Origin of the sequence: Rhizobium etli CFN 42, assembly GCF_000092045.1 — a bacterium.
GTDB classification, from domain to species: domain Bacteria; phylum Pseudomonadota; class Alphaproteobacteria; order Rhizobiales; family Rhizobiaceae; genus Rhizobium; species Rhizobium etli.
This window is the reverse complement of the sequence record NC_007765.1, coordinates 492416-505334: the sequence shown is the minus strand read 5'-3', so window position 1 is coordinate 505334 and position 12919 is coordinate 492416. Positions and strand designations below refer to the sequence as shown.

The window sequence follows — 12919 nt, the reverse complement described above, 5'->3', positions numbered from 1 at the left end:
TCATCCCGTTTTTCTCGCCATCGGACCATTGGCCCGCATCAACGCCATGAGCATCGGACCGAGCGAGAATTCACCGCGCTCTGCCCGCCGCGTCAGATCACGCATATAGCCGCCCGCCGAATTGATATGGCCGCCGCGTTCCAGAATGCAGGCGATCACTGTGGCAGCATTTTCCGGTCCCATGACATCGCTGGCCTGCTGATAGGCGCTGGGACTGACGCCTAGGGTGGAACGGACGACGACGGCGGCGGCCATCAAATCCCGCCAGCTGCCGATCCCGCCGCCCGGCCCATAGGCAACAATCTCGGGGCAGGCCTGCAGCACCATGGCAAGGGGGAAGGATTTCGGCGGCTCCCGCCACGGCCGCGGTTCTTCCTCCGGCTTTGCGCCCTGCTTCGTTTCGAAGCTTGGTTCAAGTTCAGATGTGTGGTGTGGGTTTGAATTATGTATGTGCCAACCGCTCTGGCTGTCATTGGCGTCTGTTTTTTCTGCTTTCGTCTTCGATTCCAGCGTTTTGATGATCAGTTCGCGGAACGCTTCGAGATCGGTCAGCAGGCTCTGGATCTCCGCCGTCGATGGGCGGCGCGGCAGGCTTGTCGAGAGGCGATTGAAATGCTGCTGCATCTCGATCCATTCGCCGGCAATTTCCTCTTCCAGCGCGATCTCGATGAGCTTGGCGATATCACGCCGGCAAAGGCTCAGCCGCTCCCTCAGGCGCTTCCATTCGAGCTTGTCGGCAAGCACCTGCGCCGCCTGAGCTTCGATCTCGCCAGCACGCACGAGGAGTGGCGCCAGGCTGAAGCCGAAGGCTTCCCCAAGTCCGCCCTCGCCGTTGCGGCGGGCAAAACGTTTTCCATTCGGACTGTCCCGCCGGATGATCAGGCCGGCTTCCACCAGCATTGCCAGGTTTCGCCGCAGCGTGGTGCCGGCCATGCCATGGGCGCGCAGAGACAGCTGCTCATTCGAAGGAAAGACGACGAAGCCGTTGGCTTCGGTAATCTCGTTCTTCGGATAGAAGGTCAACAGCGCGTTGAGAACGGCAAGCGCGCGGTCGGACACGCCGATCACGTCTTTTGCTTCGCAGAGCGCGCGAAAGATCTTCCATTTGTCGACCGACGCGTCCGGATCGATCCTGCTGGCCCTTTCCTGACTTGCCAGCATGCCAAGCGTCATCGACCGCCGCCCGAAGGGCGTCGATACATATTGAGGCTCCATGTCCCTCACCTTTTTTCAAGGCAAAAGAAATCTACCACCCAAAAGGATGCCGAAGATGCTTGACACTGATTCGAGGAAGTGCGATTCTCAGATTGTCCAGATATGAGAAAGGCTTCCGCGACGGCAACGTTCGGAGGCTTTTTTCTTTTGCGGCCTACTCTCCTGCTTGCAACTTGCCGGCCTGATAGGCTTCGTAAAGCTCATCGAGACGGCGTGAAATGTAAGCGCCGAAATCCGGCGCATCGCCGGTCTTCAACGCGATTGTAAAGGAATTGCCGGCGCTCCTGATTCGGCCGGCAATCTTGCCGCCGCTCTTCGGCTTCCAGTCATATTCGGTGGGCTCCGGCTTCGCCTCTTTCCTGGCGAGTTCGGCGACCAGAAGTTCGAACCGGCGGTCACTCTCCTCCGCCCTGAACCCATCCGAGGCGATCAGCTTCGCAAGCCGCGCCGCCGTCGTCCCATTCCAGTCCTGAGCAAGTGCCATCCACTTGCGTCGTCCGATACCCGGTGCGGCCCCCACCGACCTGACGATCTCGGCCGGAATGGCCTTGGCGACCGACAACAGCTTCGACAGCTCCGTCTTATCAGTGGACAGCGCCTTCATGATGACCGGACGCTCAAAGCCCTTGAGTTCGAGAGTGAGAGCAAAGACGGCGCGTTCGATATAAGAAAGATTCCGGCGCGCCGAATTCTCGATGCCCTGCGCGATAACGACATCGGTGTCGTCGAGCTGACGGACGATCGCCTGCACCTTGCGCTTGAGCAGCTTGATAGCCTGTAGCCGGCGATGGCCGTAGGCGATCTGGTAACGCTCACCGTCTTCGGGATGGCGCCGAACAAGGATCGGCACTTCCTGGCCATTGTCGGCAATCGACTGCACCAGCTCATCCTCAAGATCGAGCGGCTGGTCGGCAAGGCGGTCGCGGACGAAGGAAGAATCGATCAGATCGGGATCGAGTTCGACGATGCGCTCGCCGGAGAGCAAAGCCTCCTGCAGCGCCCTGCTCTCTTCCTCCATGCGGCCGAGGGTCAGCGCCATTGTCCGCACCGGACCGGCCGATCCGCGCGAAGAAGGCTCCTCGTAGTTGGCCGCGGCCAACTCCTGCGCCGTATCGTCGAAAAGACCTTTCAGGCGATCGCGTCTGCTCATGTGCGGCCCCAGGCTTTGTGAATGCCGGCAAGAACCTCGCCATTGGCAGCGTTGACCGATTCCAGCGCCCGGTCATATGTCGAGCGGCGCACCTGCCCTTTCTCGATTTCGTAAAGCGTCTGCTTTGTCAGACCGGCATCGGCGATTGCCGTCGATTTGAGAATGGTTGCCGTCAGCACATCGTCGCCGAACAGGCTGCGCAGCAGCGCAACGATCTGCGACTGCGGCGCATCGAAGGGTTCGTGGCGGGTGACGACATATTTGATGAAGTCGTGCTGCAGGTCGCCGCCGGCCCTGCGAACGACAGAGAGAAGATCCGAGGTCATCAGCAGGAACTGCGACATAGAGGCGACATCGACCATCTGCGGGTGGATGGTGATGAGCAGCGACGTGGCGGCGCAAACGGCGCCGAGAGTGAGGTAGCCGAGCTGCGGCGGACAGTCGATCACCACCACATCGTAATCGGCCTCCACCTCGGCGATAGCGACACCGACGCGACGGAAAAACAGCTCGGCCGGTTTCTGGCGATCACTGAGCGCCCGCGGCGTCTCATGCTCGAATTCCATCAGCTCGAGATTGCCGGGCACCAGATCGAGTCCATCGAAATAGGTCTTGCGAACGATCTCCTTCAGCGACTTACGGGCCGCATCGTAGCGAATGGCGCCATAAAGCGTATCGCCGTCGGAAAGATCGAATTCCGGCTGAACGCCCAGCATGGAGGAAAGCGAGGCCTGCGGGTCGAGATCAATCGCCAGCACCCGGTAACCCTCCAGCGCCAGATATTGCGCCAGATAGAGCGTCGTCGTCGTCTTGGCCGAACCGCCCTTGAAATTGGTGACGGCGACCGTCTGCAGCTTTTCGCCTCGACGTCGCCACGGGAGGTAGCTCAGCGCATCCTTCGGCTTGAGATTCGCCATATAATGGCGCAATTCATTGATCTGACCGAGCGTATAGGAGCGTCGACCATTCGAGGAAAGTTCCGGCTGCGGCCCCTTGCCGTCCAGCGAAAGCTGACGAAGATAACCGTCGGAAACGCCGATCATCTGGGCGGCTTCGCCGGAAGAGAATGTGCGCAGCGTCTTCTGCGAAAGCGGCGGAAACAGCTTGTCGCGGAGAAGCTTCAGTTGCCGCGAGAGCTGGTTCGCATGCCGCTCGATCCGCACGTCTGTCGTCGATACGCTAATGTTGTCCAAAACACCCAATCCTTTTCGATGCGCTTTTCTGTCAACATAGCGTCAAAAAGCGTATCGAAAGTGACACGATTCGGGATTTACGGCAACAATAGGGGTCAAGCCGCCACGGCGGGCCGAGTTGGCCGCGGCCAACTTCCTGCCCCGCCCTTGCGGCCAGCCCGGTTTTTCGGCAAGACCGCTTGGACCCACGGGGAAATATCCGCTTGAAGCATATTAACATCATCGGAATCGGCACGGGCAATCCGGAGCACGTCACTATGCAGGCGATCAAAGCGATGAACGCCGCCGAGGTGATCTTCCTGCCGCTCAAGGGCGCCGACAAGGAAGAGCTCGCCGAGATCAGGCGGGAGATCTGCGAGCGCTACGTCACTCGGCCAGCTGTCCGAACCGTGGAATTCCAGGTGCCGCAAAGGCAGACCGCAGACAGAACCTACACACAAAGTGTCGATGCCTGGCACGGCGAGATCGCCGACATCTATGGAGAATTGATCTCGGGCCTGCCGGACGGCGGCACCGGCGCCTTTCTCGTCTGGGGTGATCCCAGTCTTTACGACAGCACGATACGCATCATCGAACGCGTGCGCCAAGCAAACAGCATTGAATTCGACTACAGTGTCGTTCCCGGCATCACCAGCATCCAGGCTTTGGCGGCCAGCCACAAAATCCCGCTCAACCTCGTCGGCGAGCCGGTCGAGATCACCACTGGGCGGCGGCTGGCGCGGGATGGACTTCGAGGCGGCAGCACGGTCGTCATGCTCGATGGCGAACAGACTTTTGCGAAGATCGACGATGCCGACGCCGAGATCTTCTGGGGCGCCTATCTCGGCACCGGGGACGAGATCATCCGGTCGGGGCGGCTTACAGACATCGCAGCCGACATTCAGGCGCTGCGGACCGAGGCGAGGCAGCGGCACGGCTGGATCATGGACATATATCTGCTGCGCAAGGGACGCGACTTCGAGGAGTAGCCGTCAGCGTCATGTTTTGCCGCACCGGCCGCGATCATGTAAGAGATGATCAGAGGATTGAGAATGGGCACGAAGGCCGCCAAGGCAATCGAGAGGACAGGCGAGGCGGATCTCGATGACCGGCCGCCGGCGAAGCCACACCCGCGCGGCGCCTGCCCGGCCCTTGCCGCACCGATGCCGACCGGCGATGGTTTGCTCGTACGGCTGCGTCCTGCCGGCGGCGCCTTGACGCTATCGCAATTCTCAGCCCTTGCCCGCTCGGCCGCGGAGCATGGAAACGGCATCGTGGAAATAACCGCACGCGGCAGCCTGCAGATCCGCGGATTGCGGGCCGAGACCGTGAGGCGTCTCGCCGCCGATATCGATGCCGCCGGGATCGCCGTGCCGGACGGGCCGGCAATCGAAATATCGCCGCTGCACGGCATCGATCCGGAGGAAACGGACGATCCGGCAGCGCTGGAAAAGACATTGCGCAGCAAGTTCGGAGAGCTGCTCGCCTCGCCGCGGCTCGCGCCAAAACTCTCGCTCATCATCGACGGCGGCGGCGCATTCGGCTTGTCGGCGCTTTCGGCCGATATCCGTATCGTCGCGCAACCCGGCGCACAATGGCTCGTAGCGATCAACGGCGACGGCGAGACGGCATTGCCGGTCGCGACGGGTGCCGCAGAGGCTGCAATATCAGCCGCTGGAGAGGTTCTCGATCTGCTGGCGGTCGGGCAGAGCAGGCGGGCAAGGGATATCGATCCGGCCCTTCTGCGGAGGCGCTTTCCCGCGATGGATGCCATCCGATCTCGTCAGTTACATCGAGCGAAGGTGCCGCTTTCCGGCTTGCACCGGCTGAAGGACGGAAGACACGTGCTTGGCATGCGGCCGGAATTCGGCCAGATGCGGGCGTCCGATCTGACCGCCCTGCTCGATGACGCAAAAGCTCGCGGCGCAACAGCCATCAGACTTGCCCCCGGACGTGGCTTCTTCTTCACCGGCTTTCCGGCAGATGCGGCGCCGGCTCTGCAGATCACCGCGAGCCAACACGGCTTCAGCGTGCACCCCGGCGAAAAAAGCGAATATGTCGCAGCCTGCGCCGGCGCGGGCGCCTGCGGCTCTGCCTTCTACGAGACGAGAGCCCTGGGGCGCCGCCTTATGGCCGCAGCACCCGTTCTCTTCGACGGATCCCTGACGGTCCATCTCTCCGGCTGTTCGAAAGGCTGTGCTCACGCCCGGCCGGCGCTGACCCTGACCGGATCGGCGGATGGGTTCGGCCTCATCCTCAACGGGCTTGCTTCGGATCTGCCGGATGAACGGATCGCTGGCGGTGCGATCGATTTCGCTATAGAGAGGCTCGCCCGGTCCATCGAAGACAACAGGCGCGCTGGCGAATCGGCCGCCGCCTGCCTTACACGGCTTGGCGCAACCAGCGTTTCGAAAGCGCCGCGACAGGAATAGGAATGCCAGACTACGATTACATCCGCAGCGGCGACGCGATCTACGAGCGTTCCTTTGCGATCATCCGCGCCGAGGCCGATCTTTCGCCTTTCACCGAAGACGAGGCTGAAATCGCCGTTCGCATGATCCATGCCTGCGGGCTCGTGGAAGCGGCGAAGCATTTCATCTTTTCCACCGATTTCGTCAGCACCGCGCGCGACGCGCTGACGGCCGGCGCGCCGATCTTCTGCGATGCGGAAATGGTGTCGCACGGCGTCACACGGGCGCGGCTGCCGGCGCTCAACGAGGTGATCTGCACACTGCGCGATCCCGCAACGCCGGAGCGCGCACGCGAGATCGGCAATACACGCTCGGCCGCCGCCATGCATCTCTGGCTCGATCGGCTCGGCGGGAGCATTGTCGCGATCGGCAACGCGCCGACCGCCCTCTTCCATCTTCTAGAACTTCTGCGCGACGGCGCGCCGAAACCCGCGGCGATCCTGGGCATGCCCGTCGGGTTCGTCGGCGCGGCGGAATCGAAGGACGCGCTGGCGGAAAATTCCTATGGCGTCCCCTTTGCCATCGTGCGCGGCCGGCTCGGTGGAAGCGCCATGACGGCAGCCGCCATCAATGCGCTGGCGAGGCCTGGCCTATGATGACATCAGGCCGTCTCATCGGCGTCGGCACGGGGCCCGGCGATCCGGAGCTTCTGACCCTCAAGGCCGTGCGTGCCATCGAAAGCGCTGACGTCATCGCATATTTCGCCAAGCAGGGCAGGGGTGGCAACGGCAAGGCGATCGTCGAGCCTCTGCTGAAACCAGCGGTGACGCTGCTGCCGCTCTACTATCCTGTCACAACCGAGATCGACAAAAACGACGAACGCTATCATAGCCTGATCACCGAGTTTTACGACCGGTCTGCAAGGGACATCGCCGGGCATCTCGACGCCGGGCGGACCGTTGCCGTTCTCAGCGAAGGCGACCCGCTCTTCTACGGCTCCTATATGCACCTGCATGTCAGGCTCTCCAAGCACTACCTCACCGAAGTGATCCCCGGCATCAGCGCCATGTCGGGCTGCTGGTCGCTGGCCGGCATGCCGATCGTCCAGGGCGACGACGTGCTCTCCGTACTGCCCGGTACGATGGCCGAGACCGAGCTGACGCGGCGCCTTGTCGATACGCAGGCCGCCGTCATCATGAAGGTCGGCCGCAATCTGCCGAAGATCCGCCGGGCGCTTTCGGCCGCAGGCCGGCTTGCGGACGCGCTCTATGTCGAGCGCGGCACCATGGCGAATGCGGCGATGGAAAAGCTTGCCGACAAGAGCGACGGCGATGCCCCCTATTTCTCGCTCGTGCTGGTGCCGGGCTGGGAGGGCAGCCGATGAGTGGCAGGCTTTTCGTCATCGGCACCGGCCCCGGCAATCCCGAGCAGATGACACCGGAAGCGCTGGCGGTTGTCGAGGCGGCGACGGATTTCTTCGGCTACGGACCTTATCTCGACCGGCTGCAGCTCCGCTCCGATCAGCTGCGGCATGCGTCGGATAATCGCGAGGAGCTCGACAGGGCAGGGGCGGCGCTTTCCATGGCAGCGGATGGCGCCAATGTCTGCATCGTCTCCGGCGGCGATCCCGGTGTCTTCGCCATGGCCGCTGCTGTCTGCGAGGCGATCGAGAACGGGCCGGCGGCGTGGCGCGCCGTCGATCTTACCGTGCTGCCCGGTGTCACGGCGATGCTGGCGGTGGCCGCAAGAGCCGGGGCGCCGCTTGGTCACGACTTCTGCGCAATATCGCTATCAGATAACTTAAAACCTTGGAATGTCATAGAAAACAGGCTTGAATTGGCGGCACGAGCAGGTTTCGTCATGGCGCTCTATAATCCCATCAGCCGGGCGCGGCCGTGGCAACTCGGTGAGGCTTTCAAGCTGCTGCGCCACCATCTGCCGGCAACGACGCCGGTAATTTTCGGCCGTGCGGCCGGGCGGGTAAACGAGCACATCGCGGTGCAGCCGCTATCGCAAGCGGACGCATCGATTGCCGATATGGCGACCTGTATCATCATCGGCTCCGCCGAAACGCGGATCGTCACCCGCCCCGGCAAGCCGGATCTGGTCTACACGCCACGTTTCATGGCGGGGGGGAAGAGGTGATCGATCGACGCAAGCGCCGCCTCGACGCTTTCCACCGATGTGATGATCGGCGACGGCGCGCGCGCTATCATCATCACCTCGATGCCGAGCAAACGGGCCGCCTCGATCTTCGCATAGGTGGCGGAGCCGCCGCTGTTCTTGGCAATGATGACATCGATATGATGCTGTCTCAGCAAAGTGCATTCACTTTCCAGCGTGAAGGGGCCGCGATCGAGAATGTATATGGCATTCGGAAGCCTAAGCGTTCGTTCGACGGGGTCGACGCTGCGGATGAGATAGTGATGTTGCGGCGCCGCTTCTGCGTGGTGAGCGCTCTGCCGGCCCGTCGCCAGGAAGACATGGCGGGGAGATTGGCCGAGCGCCGCGATGGCCGCCGGAATGCTCTGCGCTTTCCGCCAGCGATCACCCCGCAATCGTTGCCATTCGGGGCGGCGCAGAGCGATCGCAGCGACAGCGGCGGCTTTGGCCGCGATGCCGGCATTTTTGGAAATTCGTTCGGCGAAAGGGTGCGTGGCGTCGATCAGCAGCCCGTAGCCGCCGGCTTTCAGAAAATCGGCCAGCGCCATGGCACCGCCGAAACCACCGATACGGACCGGAACAGGCTGCACGGCCGGTCTCTCGGTACGTCCGGCAAGCGACAGCAGAATATCGCAATCGTCACGCGCTGCGAGCGCTTCGGCGAGCAGGCGCGCCTCGCCGGTGCCGCCGAGGATCAGGATGCGAAGTCTTCCCATGTCTGATGTCTTTCCCACTTGCACCCAGCCCTGGCTGACTATTATCGGCATCGGCGAAGATGGTCCAGCAGGGCTGGGTGAGGAGGCGAAGAGGCTGATAGCCATCGCACCCGCGGTCTTCGGCGGGGCGCGGCACCACGCGCTTGCCGCATCGCTGATATCGGGCGAAAAGCTTGCCTGGCAGAGCCCCTTCGAGCGTTCGGTCGATGCTGTTCTTGAAAGGCGCGGCACGCCTGTTGTCGTGCTCGCCTCCGGCGATCCGTTTCTCTATGGCGTCGGCGCAACCCTCTGCCGCCGTGTATCGGCCGAAGAGATGCGTGTCATTCCGGCGCCGTCGGCCTTCAGCCTTGCCGCCTCGCGGCTCGGCTGGCCGCAACAGGACGTGACGGCGATCTCGCTGCACGGACGCCCGCTCGACCTGGTCCGACCGCATCTGCACCCCGGGCGGCGCATCATTGCTCTGACCTCTGATGAGAAGGGACCTGGCGAGCTCGCTGCCTTGCTTGTCGCAACCGGCTTCGGTCAGTCGAGACTTACCGTGCTCGAAGCGTTAGGCGGTGCGCGGGAACGACAGAAACGCGCCGTGGCGGCGGATTTCGATCTCACTGACATCGATCCCCTGAACGTCTGCGCGCTTGAGGTTGCGGCAGGGGAGAGGGCTCGCATCCTGCCTTTTGCCGCAGGTCTCGAGGATGATCTGTTCGAGCATGACGGTCAGATCACCAAACGGGAGATCCGGGCGTTGACGCTTTCGGCGCTTGCGCCACGTCACGGGGAACTGCTCTGGGATGTCGGCGCCGGCTCGGGATCGATCGGCATCGAATGGATGCTGGCCGATCCCAGCCTGAAGACGATCGCCGTCGAGCAATCGCCGGAGCGGGCGGCGCGGATTGCCCGCAACGCATCCGCCCTCGGCGTGCCGCATCTCGCCGTCGTCGAGGGCTCAGCGCCCGATGCGCTGCAAGGCCTGCCGGAACCGGATGTGATCTTTCTCGGCGGCGGCGGCAGCGATCCTGATGTCATCGACACGGCCATCGCCACACTGAAGCGGGGAGGCCGGCTCGTCGCCAATGCCGTGACACTTGAGATGGAAGCGGTATTGATCGCCGAACATGCAAAACGTGGCGGCTCCCTCACGCGGATCGAAATATCGCGCGCTGCGCCGCTCGGCAGCATGAGCGGCTGGCGGCCGGCGATGCCGGTGACGCAATGGCGCTGGACGAAAGGATAACGGGATGACGGTGCATTTCATTGGCGCGGGGCCGGGCGCTGCGGATCTGATCACAGTGCGTGGCCGCGATCTCATTGCCCGGTGCCCGGTCTGCCTCTATGCCGGCTCGATCGTCTCGCCGGAACTGCTGCAATATTGCCCAACTGGCGTGCGCATCGTCGATACTGCCCCGATGTCGCTCGATGAGATCGAGGCGGAATTTCTCCGAGCCGCTGCCGCCGGCCAGGACGTCGCCCGGCTGCACTCCGGCGACCTCTCCGTCTGGAGCGCGGTCGCCGAGCAGGTGCGCCGGCTGCAGAAGCACGGCATCGCCTATACGATGACCCCGGGTGTTCCGGCCTTTGCGGCTGCGGCCGCGGCACTCGGGCGCGAACTGACGATCCCGGCCATCGCTCAAAGCGTGGTGCTGACCCGTGTGTCCGGCCGCGCGTCACCGATGCCGAATGAAGAGACGTTGGCGAAATTCGGCGCGACGGGCGCTACGCTGGCCATCCATCTGGCGATCCATGCTCTGAAGCAGGTGGTCGACGAGTTGACGCCGCTCTACGGCGCGGACTGCCCGATCGTCATCGTCGTCAAGGCCTCCTGGGCGGACGAGCGCATCCTCTCCGGCACGCTCTCCGATATCGAGGCAAAGGTTGCGGCCGAACCGATCGAACGCACGGCGATCATCTTCGTCGGACCGTCGCTCGCGGCGGAAGATTTTCGCGAGAGCTCGCTCTATGATCCGGCCTATCAGCGCCGGTTCAGGGGCCGGGAATAACGTCTCATGATCGGCCGCTCGCCGGCGGCCGATCATGAAGAGAAGCGTACCCGTGGGTCTTAGACCCGCGCGGTCAGATAATCCATGCTGGCGCGCAGCGCAGCGGCCGGGTCCTTGACCGCATGAACTTCCGCAGCAAAGGGTTCGAAGGAGAACGGACCCTTGTAGCCTGCCTGCAGCAGCGCCTTGATCTGCCCGGCATTGTCAAGCCGGTCGTCGCCGTCCACGAGTACGCGATGGGAGTCACGCATATCGGCAACGGAAACGGAGGGATCGCTGACGCCGGAAATGTGCACCAGGCCGGCCAGGTCGGGGAAGGTCGCGGCTTCGCCGGCAAGGTGATGGTGGAAGGTGTCGTGAACGAGCTTGAAGATCGACTGCGCGCCGAGTTCCCTGATCGCCTCGGCCGCCTCGGTCTTCGAACGCAGCGAGCAGATCTCGAAACCGAGCGGCTCGACGAGGCCGATGATGCCGGCTTTATCAAGCATCGGCTTCAGTGCTGCCAGGGACTGGCGCAGATTGGCCTGGCGTTCGCCGTCGGCGCAGCCGGTGCCGTCGTTCTTGGGGACGAGGACCAGCGCCTTGGCGCCGCAGGCCGCGGCATAATCGATCAGTTCCCGCGCTTCCTTGGCACGCGTCTCATTCCATTCGTTGAAACGCTGCAGGGCGTTGATCGAAATGATCGTCAGCCCGTGGCGGGCGGCGGCTTCTCTGATCGCTTCGGGTTTGGTGCCGTCGAGAATTGCGTTGCCGGAAAGGTCGTTGCGGATCTCGACCGAGTCGATGCCGAGCGACTTTGCCAGCGCGAAGAAATCATCGATAGCGAGCGACGGCGCAGCCATGTGGTTGAGGGCAAAACGGATCGAAGTCATGACGGATATCTCCTCCTCGTCTCCGCGACAGAAGCGGAGAGGTACTCGTGAATGGGCGAGCGAATCTCTATCCGAATTTGCCGGGCAATCCATCCGTCATTGCCGGCGTCCTCCCCTCATTGCTGAAAGAATTTCAGGCGCGATGATAGAATTCCATCACTCCTCAGATATTCTCGGAAATATAGATATCGAATGGCAGGAAGGATTGGCCGGGAACGGCGGCCTCACCATGCTCTATCGCGCCGAGCATCAGCGATAACAGCTCCTTGCAGAGAGCGGGCAGGGGAGTGGCAACCACCATGGTGACGATATCGTCGGCGAGACCAGCCTTGCTCTCCGGCGTCAGCTCATTGACGACAAGCACGATCCGGCCGCCGACATCCTCTTCACGGAACGCCGAAATCGCCCCCTCCATACCGCCGCCGCAGACATAAAGCCCGACGAGGTCGGGATGTTTCTGCAGCAGCGTCAGCGTTGCCTCATGGGTGATTTCGGCAGTCTCCAGGTTGATCAATGTTTCGACGACATCGAATTCCGGCGCATTCTCCCGAAAATAGGAGCGGAACCCGATCTCCCGCAATTCATGGCCGTGGAAGCGGTGGCTGCCGACAAAACAGGCCACTTTGCCGGGCTTATCGGCCGTCCGTGCGATCATCCAGGCGGCGGTGCGTCCGACCTTGCGATTGTTGACGCCGACATAGGCGTCACGCACGCCGGTGGCGAGATCGGAGAGCAGCGAGAAGACGGGAATGCCGCGCTCCTTCAACTCCTCCACCGCAGTCGTGACCGCGGGGTAGTCGGGACCGACGACGGCTACGGCCTGGTTGCGGGCGCCGAGCGACTTGATCTTTTCGTTGATGGCGGCAGGGGTTGTCGAAGACGGGTATTCGATCTGGATCTGCAGACGGGCGGTGGTGACGGCGCGCGCCGCCGCCTCGATTTCGCGGGCGAAGGTCTGATAGAAGGCCTGCGTCGGCTTCTGCAGCAGGAAGGCGAGCTTGTATTGCGGCAGATCTTCGAAGACGCGCTGCCGGATGAGGCCGACGGCATGATAACCGATCTCCTGTGCCGCATCATAGACCCGCCGCGCCGTTTCCTCCCGCACACGATGACGAGCGTTGAGAACGCGGTCGACAGTGGCGACGCTGACGCCGGAGGCGCGAGCGAGATCGGAGATGGTGGGGCGGCGCATGATATCCCTGATGTATTCGCTCATGGATGCGAGC

13 protein-coding genes are annotated in these 12919 nt (G+C 62.8%); 7 read left to right on the top strand and 6 right to left on the bottom strand.

Translation table 11 applies throughout. The features are described 5' to 3' along the window. The 3 genes from repC to repA form a co-directional block, all read right to left on the bottom strand. Complete coding sequence (gene repC, locus RHE_RS26415) at positions 1–1215, bottom strand: plasmid replication protein RepC (RefSeq protein WP_011428312.1); 1215 nt, start codon at positions 1213–1215, stop codon at positions 1–3. Positions 1216–1369: 154 nt separating this feature from the next. After that, positions 1370–2365, bottom strand: a complete 996-nt coding sequence (repB, locus tag RHE_RS26410) for a plasmid partitioning protein RepB (RefSeq protein WP_011428311.1) — start codon at positions 2363–2365, stop codon at positions 1370–1372. Then, the gene (repA, locus tag RHE_RS26405; protein ID WP_042119915.1) at positions 2362–3558 is read right to left on the bottom strand and encodes a plasmid partitioning protein RepA; all 1197 of its coding nucleotides are present in this window, start codon (positions 3556–3558) and stop codon (positions 2362–2364) included. The genes repB and repA overlap by 4 nt, the downstream gene beginning before the upstream one ends. Before the next feature lie 203 nt (positions 3559–3761). On the opposite strand from repA, the gene cobF reads away from it, so the two are divergent. The 5 genes from cobF (at position 3762) to RHE_RS26380 (ending at position 8093) form a co-directional block, all read left to right on the top strand. Further along, positions 3762–4526, top strand: coding sequence for a precorrin-6A synthase (deacetylating) (cobF, locus tag RHE_RS26400; RefSeq protein ID WP_011428309.1), 765 nt, complete (start codon positions 3762–3764; stop codon positions 4524–4526). A 63-nt stretch (positions 4527–4589) separates the two neighbouring features. After that, the gene (gene cobG / locus RHE_RS26395) at positions 4590–5969 is read left to right on the top strand and encodes a precorrin-3B synthase (protein ID WP_011428308.1); all 1380 of its coding nucleotides are present in this window, start codon (positions 4590–4592) and stop codon (positions 5967–5969) included. A 2-nt stretch (positions 5970–5971) separates the two neighbouring features. Then, positions 5972–6604, top strand: a complete 633-nt coding sequence (locus RHE_RS26390) for a precorrin-8X methylmutase (protein ID WP_011428307.1) — start codon at positions 5972–5974, stop codon at positions 6602–6604. Then, positions 6601–7332, top strand: a complete 732-nt coding sequence (locus RHE_RS26385; protein ID WP_011428306.1) for a precorrin-2 C(20)-methyltransferase — start codon at positions 6601–6603, stop codon at positions 7330–7332. The genes RHE_RS26390 and RHE_RS26385 overlap by 4 nt, the downstream gene beginning before the upstream one ends. Then, positions 7329–8093 carry a precorrin-3B C(17)-methyltransferase gene (locus RHE_RS26380; RefSeq protein WP_011428305.1) on the top strand — a complete coding sequence of 255 codons (765 nt, stop codon included), beginning with the start codon at positions 7329–7331 and terminating at the stop codon, positions 8091–8093. Before RHE_RS26385 ends, RHE_RS26380 begins: the two co-directional genes overlap by 4 nt. On the opposite strand, the gene RHE_RS26375 is transcribed toward RHE_RS26380, so the two are convergent. Then, on the bottom strand, positions 8057–8827 hold the full coding sequence (locus RHE_RS26375) for a cobalt-precorrin-6A reductase (RefSeq protein WP_011428304.1): 771 nt from the start codon (positions 8825–8827) through the stop codon (positions 8057–8059). The genes RHE_RS26380 and RHE_RS26375 overlap by 37 nt on opposite strands. Between RHE_RS26375 and RHE_RS26370 the strand changes: the two genes are divergently transcribed. Beyond that, positions 8826–10058 (top strand): bifunctional cobalt-precorrin-7 (C(5))-methyltransferase/cobalt-precorrin-6B (C(15))-methyltransferase, encoded by a 1233-nt coding sequence (locus tag RHE_RS26370; RefSeq protein ID WP_011428303.1) that lies wholly within the window; start codon positions 8826–8828, stop codon positions 10056–10058. The two genes, RHE_RS26375 and RHE_RS26370, sit on opposite strands and share 2 nt — an antisense overlap. A gap of 4 nt (positions 10059–10062) precedes the next feature. Next, complete coding sequence (gene cobM / locus RHE_RS26365; protein WP_011428302.1) at positions 10063–10821, top strand: precorrin-4 C(11)-methyltransferase; 759 nt, start codon at positions 10063–10065, stop codon at positions 10819–10821. A gap of 59 nt (positions 10822–10880) precedes the next feature. Here the strand turns inward: cobM and RHE_RS26360 are convergent, their stop codons facing one another. Then, positions 10881–11693 (bottom strand): TIM barrel protein, encoded by an 813-nt coding sequence (locus RHE_RS26360; RefSeq protein ID WP_011428301.1) that lies wholly within the window; start codon positions 11691–11693, stop codon positions 10881–10883. A 163-nt stretch (positions 11694–11856) separates the two neighbouring features. Further along, entirely contained in the window at positions 11857–12885 is a 1029-nt protein-coding gene (locus RHE_RS26355; protein ID WP_011428300.1) for a LacI family DNA-binding transcriptional regulator, read from the bottom strand. Positions 12886–12919 lie beyond the last annotated feature (34 nt).

Bases quoted from the DNA above. Each gene is read 5' to 3' on its own strand.
- RHE_RS26370 (WP_011428303.1), top strand. From the start codon at position 8,826: ATGTCTGATGTCTTTCCCACTTGCACCCAGCCCTGGCTGACTATTATC.
- repB (WP_011428311.1), bottom strand. From the start codon at position 2,365: ATGAGCAGACGCGATCGCCTGAAAGGTCTTTTCGACGATACGGCGCAG.
- RHE_RS26360 (WP_011428301.1), bottom strand. From the start codon at position 11,693: ATGACTTCGATCCGTTTTGCCCTCAACCACATGGCTGCGCCGTCGCTC.
- RHE_RS26390 (WP_011428307.1), top strand. From the start codon at position 5,972: ATGCCAGACTACGATTACATCCGCAGCGGCGACGCGATCTACGAGCGT.
- cobM (WP_011428302.1), top strand. From the start codon at position 10,063: ATGACGGTGCATTTCATTGGCGCGGGGCCGGGCGCTGCGGATCTGATC.
- cobG (WP_011428308.1), top strand. From the start codon at position 4,590: ATGGGCACGAAGGCCGCCAAGGCAATCGAGAGGACAGGCGAGGCGGAT.
- repC (WP_011428312.1), bottom strand. From the start codon at position 1,215: ATGGAGCCTCAATATGTATCGACGCCCTTCGGGCGGCGGTCGATGACG.
- RHE_RS26375 (WP_011428304.1), bottom strand. From the start codon at position 8,827: ATGGGAAGACTTCGCATCCTGATCCTCGGCGGCACCGGCGAGGCGCGC.
- RHE_RS26385 (WP_011428306.1), top strand. From the start codon at position 6,601: ATGATGACATCAGGCCGTCTCATCGGCGTCGGCACGGGGCCCGGCGAT.
- RHE_RS26355 (WP_011428300.1), bottom strand. From the start codon at position 12,885: ATGCGCCGCCCCACCATCTCCGATCTCGCTCGCGCCTCCGGCGTCAGC.
- RHE_RS26380 (WP_011428305.1), top strand. From the start codon at position 7,329: ATGAGTGGCAGGCTTTTCGTCATCGGCACCGGCCCCGGCAATCCCGAG.